Source organism: Ellagibacter isourolithinifaciens (genome assembly GCF_008831035.1).
GTDB lineage: Bacteria > Actinomycetota > Coriobacteriia > Coriobacteriales > Eggerthellaceae > Ellagibacter > Ellagibacter isourolithinifaciens.
The window spans coordinates 93,847-100,872 of the sequence record NZ_WAJR01000009.1 but is presented as its reverse complement, the minus strand read 5'-3'; the positions used below and the strand labels follow the sequence as shown (position 1 = coordinate 100,872).

The window sequence follows — 7,026 nt, the reverse complement described above, 5'->3', positions numbered from 1 at the left end:
GAGGACCGGGGCGGACGGGCCTCTGGTGGAGCGGTTGTCGACCAACGGCACCGCCGCCTAGCTACGCCCGGAACGGATAACCGCTGAAAGCATCTAAGCGGGAAGCCGGCTCCGAGATGAGCTCCCTCTTTGGTAAGGGCCCGGGTAGAACACCCGGTCGACAGGCCGCAGCTGCAAGCGCCGCGAGGCGCTCAGGCGAGCGGTGCTGATAGCCCGAGCTCTTCTTCACCAGCAAAGTGCGGGTATCGGAATCGAGGCATGGAGCGCGCATGCAGCCGCCAGGGTCGCCGCGGGCGCCCTGGAAGAGGCACTTTCACATAGAGCCTCGCGGGGGGAGCGCCCCCCATGAGCGGAACCGTAGAGAGGGGGATCACCCGATCCCATTCCGAACTCGGAAGTTAAGCCCCTCCTCGCCGAAAGTACTGCGGAGCAAGTCCGTGGGAGGATAGGGCGTTCCGCTCATGGGCGGCGCTTTTTCTGTCTGCGCAGGGGGGCTGCGGCCCGGGGGGACCCGGCCGCGGCCCCCTTTCATTTTTGCCATGGCAACGCCGCGAGCGCACCTCGGCACTCCAGGCGGGTTTCCTGCAGCCGGGGCGAGTTCTTTCCTTTGTTGCGCGCTGAATCTTCTCTTTTGTTTTACCTGCGATAAGCCGTTTGCTTTCTGCTTGATAACCTTTTTGCCTCTCTCACCTGCGTGAAATTTTTGTTTGAATCGCTGATTTAAGGCTTGCTTGCTAATCTTTTCTTGAAGGTTTCGGCATATTGCGCTAGGATAAGCCCTGTTTGATGCTCTTTTGCGTCGCGATTCTTTTTGTGATCGATTGTTACTCTCTTTTTCTTCGGTGATTATTGTGCGCTCAGCACATTCTCATATCTTGTTACCCTATTTGAGGAGGACCCGTGAAGTTCTTTCTTGACACCGCAGACCTTGCGGAAATCGAGGAGGCTGCAAGTTGGGGCGCCCTTGCCGGCGTCACGACGAACCCGTCGCTTTATGCACGCATCGGTGGGAAGCTTGACGACTTCCACAACCACATCAAGCGCATCTGCGACATTGTTGGCCCGGATTGCCCTGTCTCGGCTGAATCTGTAGCTATGAAGCGCGACGAGATTATCGCTGATGGTCGTGAGCTTGCCGATATCGCGCCGAACGTCGTTGTGAAGGTTCCCACTATGGTCGAGGGCCTTGCTGCAACCCACACCCTTGCGGCCGAGGGCATTCCCGTCAACATGACGCTTTGCTTCAGCGTCCCGCAGGCACTTTTGGCTGCTCGTGCCGGCGCTCGCTACATCAGTCCGTTCATCGGTCGGTTCGACGATATCTCTGAAGACGGTCTTGAGCAGGTTGCTAATATTGTGACGGCAATCAACAACTACGATTTCACTGCTAACACGGTCAATGGAGAGCAGGTTGAGATCATTGCTGCTTCGATTCGCTCTGCGAATCATGTTACGCAGGCTGCTCTCATGGGCGCCGACATCGCGACCGTTCCCTTCGGCGTTCTGAAGAAGATGGTGCAGCACCCTCTGACCGATCGTGGTCTCGATTCCTTCCTCAAGGACTGGGAGAAAGTGCAGCAGGCATAAATTATGAGCGATAACGAAGTGGCGGAGACCAAAGCAGCTGAAGCTTCCGAAGCCCCGAAGAAGACTGCTGATAATACGACCTCCGCTTCCCCCGTGAAGCGCGGACCTGGTCGCCCGCGGAAGGTGAAGGCTGAAGCTGCCGAGGCACCTGCGGAAGCCAAACCGAAGCGCGGCCCTGGGCGTCCTCGCAAAACGCCTGTTGTCTCTGAGGCTGCCAAGGCTGCGGCTCAATCGGCTTCCGAGGCCCCTGCGGAAGAGAAACCCAAGCGCCGACCTGGTCGTCCGCGAAAGAACCCTGTTTCCGTTGATGTGGAAGGCTCATCCAAGGGAGCGCCTGTGCGGGCGGCTGAAACCAAGGCGGGGGAGGCTCCTGCTGACGGCGAATCGAAAGCGGCCAAGCCCGCTGCACGTAAGACGACGTCTCGCAGGAGCGCTGAGCGCGCATCGGATGCGGATGCTTCTGAAGCTCGCACTGGGGAGGCTAGCAAGTCTGACGAGCGAAATAACGATCAGGTTTCAGAGGCGTCCTCTTCCAATGCTTCTCATAAAGATTCGTCATCTCCGTCGAAGACTACCGTTCACGTGCGTCGCTCTCGCGGAGAGCAGAATTCCTCAAACGAGCAGAAGCAATCCGGAAAGAATCATTCCGGTTACAACAAAGATCGCAACAACAATCAGAAGCAGTACCAGCAAAAGCACGGCAACGACCGCAAGCAGCGCCGTGGCCGCAATCAGCAGAACCGTGAGATCACTCCGAGCGTGAACCGCGAGGAACTTGCCGCGCTCAAGGTTGCCGAGCTGAGGGCGAAGGCCGCCGAGCTCGAACTGGACGTGACGGGCCTTAAGAAGGCGGAGCTCGTCGATGCAGTGTATGAGGCGAGCGTGAAAGCCGAAGGATTCATCGAGGTCTCCGGCATTCTCGACATCATGCCCGATGGGTATGGTTTCCTGCGCACGCAGGGATACCTTCCCAGCGAGACGGATGCATATGTGGGTCTTTCCATGATTCGTCGCAACGGTTTGCGCAAGGGCGACATGATATACGGCCAGACGCGCCCTGCGCGCGAGAACGAGAAGTTCGCTGCGATCCAGAAGCTTATCTCGATTAACGGGAAGGCTCCTGAAGAGGGGTCAAAGCGTCCTAAGTTCTCTGACTTGACTCCCGTTTATCCTGATGAGCGCCTGATTATGGAGCACGGCAAGAGCACGATCACCGCCCGCGTGATCGATCTTGCGGCGCCGATCGGCAAAGGCCAGCGCGGTCTTATCGTGTCGCCTCCGAAGGCGGGCAAGACGACCATCCTGAAGGATATCGCGGCCTCCATCACGGCGAATAACCCCGAGGTTCACCTCATGTGCCTGCTCGTCGACGAGCGTCCCGAAGAGGTTACCGATATGGAGCGCTCGGTTCGCGGCGAGGTGGTTTCCTCGACCTTCGACATGCCGTGCGAGAATCATATCGCCGTGTCGGAGCTCGTTATCGAGCGTGCGAAGCGTCTGGTGGAAATGGGTGAAGATGTCGTTATCCTGCTCGACTCCATCACGCGACTTGCCCGTGCGTACAACCTTGCGCAGCCCGCTTCCGGGCGCATCCTCTCGGGTGGCGTCGATTCGACGGCGCTCTATCCGCCCAAACGCTTCTTGGGCGCGGCGCGCAATATCGAAGGCGGCGGCAGCTTGACCATCCTCGCCTCTGCTCTCATCGATACCGGATCGAAGATGGACGAGGTCATTTTCGAGGAGTTCAAGGGAACGGGCAACATGGAGCTCAAGCTCGACCGCAACCTCGCCGATCGCAGGATCTTCCCGGCGATCGATCCAGTAACGAGCGGCACCCGCAAGGAAGATTTGCTGCTTGATCCGCAAGAAGCCCCGCTCATTTGGGCAGTTCGTCGTATCCTCTCGAATATGAACAATACTGAACGAGCGATGGATATGCTGATCAAGTCGCTTAAGCGCACCGAGACGAACCAAGAGTTCCTCTTGCGTACGGCGAAAAAGGCACAATCTGCTCATGGGAAGGTCGAAGACGGCTTCGAGCTGTAGCGCAATTGTCTGCGGCACCCCTAGATTTCGCGAAGCGCCGAGGATTTTGCTTTATCGGTAGACGCGCCGGGCATGTTCGTCCGGCGCGTTTTTTCATAAGGTAGTATGGAGTCAGGACGATTAGGAGGGAAGATGGACAACCAGCCTGAAAACTCTCGAGCGAGCGGCGTTTCCAACAATGCCAATGCTCCTTACGGCGCCTATCAGCCGCAACCTGGCAACCAGGCCTATTGGCAGCAGCCGTCGTACGCGCCGCCGTACGCTGCGCCGGTGCAACCGCAGAAGAAAAGCCGCGGTTGGATCGTTGCGCTTGTTGCAGTGGTGCTGCTGTTCGCCTTTCTGTTTGCAGCGCTTGCCTCGTGCACGAGCGTGATGGCTGGGGCGAGCTCCTCGATGTTCGGGGCGGGTTCGCAAAGTGCGGTCGATTCGCTTTCCGAGGATGCCGTCGGCGTGATCACCATCGACGGGACGATCGACTACGACGGTTCCACGGCAAGCCCCGAGGGATTGAAAGCTCAGCTCGATCGCGCTGAGAACAACCCTCACATCAAGGCGGTCGTTCTGCGCGTCAACTCGGGCGGTGGCACGGCGACTGCGGGCGAGGAGATGGCCAGCTATGTCAACGACTTTTCGAAGCCGGTTGTGGTCTCGAGCGCTTCGGTGAACGCTTCCGCAGCCTACGAGATCTCGTCCCAGGCCGACTACATCTTCACCGCGAAGACCACAGCAATTGGTGCAATCGGAACCGCCATGCAGGTGACTGACCTTTCGGGTCTGCTCGACAAGCTCGGTATCTCGGTTGAGAACATCACTTCTGCCGAAAGCAAGGATTCGAGCTATGGGACCCGCCCGCTCACCGAAGAGGAGCGCGCGTACTACCAGGCCATGGTCGACACTGTTAACGAGACGTTTATGGAGACCGTCGCGTCGGGTCGCTCGCTTCCGATCGAGCGTGTTCGCGAGCTTGCCACGGGTCTTACCTATACTGGCATCGACGCGATTCAAAACGGCCTTGCTGACGAGATCGGCACAAGGGAAGATGCCATCGCGAAGGCGGCGGAGCTTGCTGGCATGCGCACCTATGCGGTGGTGAGCCTCGAGCCCGAGTCCGACGATTTGTCTGATCTCGTCGGACTGCTTTCGAGCAGCAAGATGTCGAACGAAGATTTGATTGAAAGATTGAAGGAGCTTAACGGCAATGGCTCACAGCACTAACGAGAACCCGGTGGAATGGCCTGCACGCGCGGTCGTCACCGCGGGCATGCCATACGGCAACAAGCCGCTGCATTTCGGGCACGTCGGAGGCGTGTTCGTCCCGGCAGACGCGTTCGCGCGCTTCTTGCGGGACCGCATCGGCAAGGATAACGTCCGATTCGTCTCGGGAACCGACTGCTTCGGCTCCCCGATCAACGAGGGCTATCGAAAGCTCGTCGAGGCGGGGGAGTTCGACGGGAACATCTCCGACTACGTGATGCGCAACCACGAGCGTCAGGCGAACACGCTGCGCTCGTACGGTATTAGCCTCTCGATTTACGATGGCTCGGGAATCGGCCACGCTGGCGAGGTCCATCAGCATGTCTCCGAGGCATTCATCGAGAAGCTCCACGAGAACGGTTTCCTCCGCAAAGAATCGACGCTTCAGTTCTACGACACCGAGGCGCAGACGTTTCTGAACGGTCGCCAGGTGGTGGGGCACTGCCCAGTCCAGGGGTGCAAGTCTGAGCACGCTTACGCGGACGAGTGCGATTTGGGCCATCAGTACGACCCGGTCGACCTCATCGCGCCGAAGTCGTCGGTCACGGGAACCGTGCCCGAGATGCGCCCCGTCGAGAACTGGTATTTCGACCTGCCCGCCTTCTCCGAGTTTCTGAAAAAGCACGTCGAGGCGCTCAAGGCCGATCCTACGATCCGCGATGTCGTCCCGCAGACGATCGAGGAGTTCCTCGCGCCGCCGGTCGTCTATGTGAAGAACGAGGCCGAGGAGGCATATCGGGCGATTGCGGCCGACCTGCCGAAGCACGTCTTTCGTCCGGCGGAGAAGGGCAAGCAGAGCTTCGAGCTCGAGTTCTCGTCTATCGAGGACAGAGATGCGGCGCGGCCTTTGCTTGCGCAAGCGAACATCCGCTTCCGCACGGGAAAGACGCTCGTTCCGTTCCGCATCACCGGCAACATCGAGTGGGGCGTGAAGGCGCCGGTCGTCGAGGGCGTCGAGGGGCTTACCGTGTGGTGCTGGCCGGAGTCGCTGTGGGCGCCGATTTCGTTCACCATGGCAGTAAACGACGAGCTCGGCCTTCCGCGCTCGAGCTGGCAGGAGTGGTGGTGCTCAGATGATGCGGAGGTGTTCCAGTTCATCGGACAGGACAACCTCTACTTCTACGGTGTCGCTCAGCCGGCGATGTGGGAGGCGCTCAAGCCCGGGAACTTCTTCGGGGGCAAAGAGTCGCCTGCCCTGCGCCAGACGACGCTCATTGCAAATCACCACCTGCTGCTCGGAAATAAGAAGGCGTCGTCGTCGGGTGCTGTGAAGCCGCCTTCGGCTGATGAGCTGCTCGATTACTACACTCCTGAGCAGCTGCGCGCGCATTTCCTCGCGCTCGGGCTTGATCAGAAGTCAGTTGGGTTCAAGCCTAAACCGTTCGACCCCGACGAGTCGAAGCGCACCGATCCGCGTGTGGCCGACCCGGCGCTCAAAGAGGGAACGCTTCTCACCAACGTGTTCAACCGATTGGCACGCAGTTGCTTCTATGAGGCGCAGAAAAACTTCGAAGGTATGATGCCGCTTTGCTCGATTAGCGAGGAGGTCGTTGCGCGCGCGCAGAAAGCGCTGCATACCTATGACGGGCTCATGCGCAAGGTCGAGCTGCATACGGTGATGTCGCTCATGGACGAGTTCATCCGCTATTCAAACAAGTATTGGACTGACGGCATCAGGGAGGCTGAGCTTTCCGGCGATGCCGACGCGCGCCGGCAGGTGCTCGCGGACTCGTTCTATCTCCTGCGCGTCTGCACGCTGCTCATGCACCCGATCGTTCCGTTCGGCTGCGAGAAGATCTGCATGCAGATGAACTTCGACGCCGATGAGTTTTTCAGCTGGAACTACGACTTCGAGGGAATGGGCGAGCTGTGCGGTGCTGCCGAGCTCGACGAGGGGGCGCATCGCGTCCGCGAGCTTCCGCCGCGTTTTGATTTCTTCGAGAAGCACGAAAGCCAGATCAAGAAGAAGTAGCGGGTGTCTGCGCGATTGTGGTCGTGTATTGTGATGCGGGTGGGAAAGCGCGCCTTTCCGCCCGCATTTTCTTTTGATCTGGGCATTCTGCGGCAATTGTAACTAAGCGCAGCATCTTCTGTTTCTTCTGTTCAGCCGTCCCGTTTCCCGTTTCCCTCCCTCTTCCT

The 7,026-nt window shown here is 59.1% G+C and carries 4 protein-coding genes and 2 rRNA genes; all 6 read left to right on the top strand.

The annotated features are described in order from the left end of the window. Positions 1–229: ribosomal RNA gene (locus tag F8C90_RS05370) — 23S ribosomal RNA — on the top strand; the annotation flags it as partial. A gap of 118 nt (positions 230–347) precedes the next feature. Next, a 5S ribosomal RNA gene (gene rrf, locus F8C90_RS05365) occupies positions 348–462 on the top strand. A gap of 438 nt (positions 463–900) precedes the next feature. Then, entirely contained in the window at positions 901–1,587 is a 687-nt protein-coding gene (gene fsa / locus F8C90_RS05360) for a fructose-6-phosphate aldolase (RefSeq protein WP_158049427.1), read from the top strand. A gap of 3 nt (positions 1,588–1,590) precedes the next feature. Continuing rightward, positions 1,591–3,633, top strand: a complete 2,043-nt coding sequence (gene rho, locus F8C90_RS05355; protein ID WP_158049426.1) for a transcription termination factor Rho — start codon at positions 1,591–1,593, stop codon at positions 3,631–3,633. A 132-nt stretch (positions 3,634–3,765) separates the two neighbouring features. Next, positions 3,766–4,848: a signal peptide peptidase SppA gene (gene sppA / locus F8C90_RS05350; protein ID WP_158049425.1), complete on the top strand. Its 1,083-nt coding sequence runs from the start codon at positions 3,766–3,768 to the stop codon at positions 4,846–4,848. Then, a complete protein-coding gene (locus tag F8C90_RS05345; RefSeq protein WP_158049424.1) occupies positions 4,832–6,859 on the top strand; it encodes a methionine--tRNA ligase in 2,028 nt (675 codons plus the stop codon). Before sppA ends, F8C90_RS05345 begins: the two co-directional genes overlap by 17 nt. Positions 6,860–7,026 lie beyond the last annotated feature (167 nt).

Coding starts and splice junctions, on each gene's coding strand:
- rho (WP_158049426.1), top strand. CDS start 1,591: ATGAGCGATAACGAAGTGGCGGAGACCAAAGCAGCTGAAGCTTCCGAA.
- sppA (WP_158049425.1), top strand. CDS start 3,766: ATGGACAACCAGCCTGAAAACTCTCGAGCGAGCGGCGTTTCCAACAAT.
- F8C90_RS05345 (WP_158049424.1), top strand. CDS start 4,832: ATGGCTCACAGCACTAACGAGAACCCGGTGGAATGGCCTGCACGCGCG.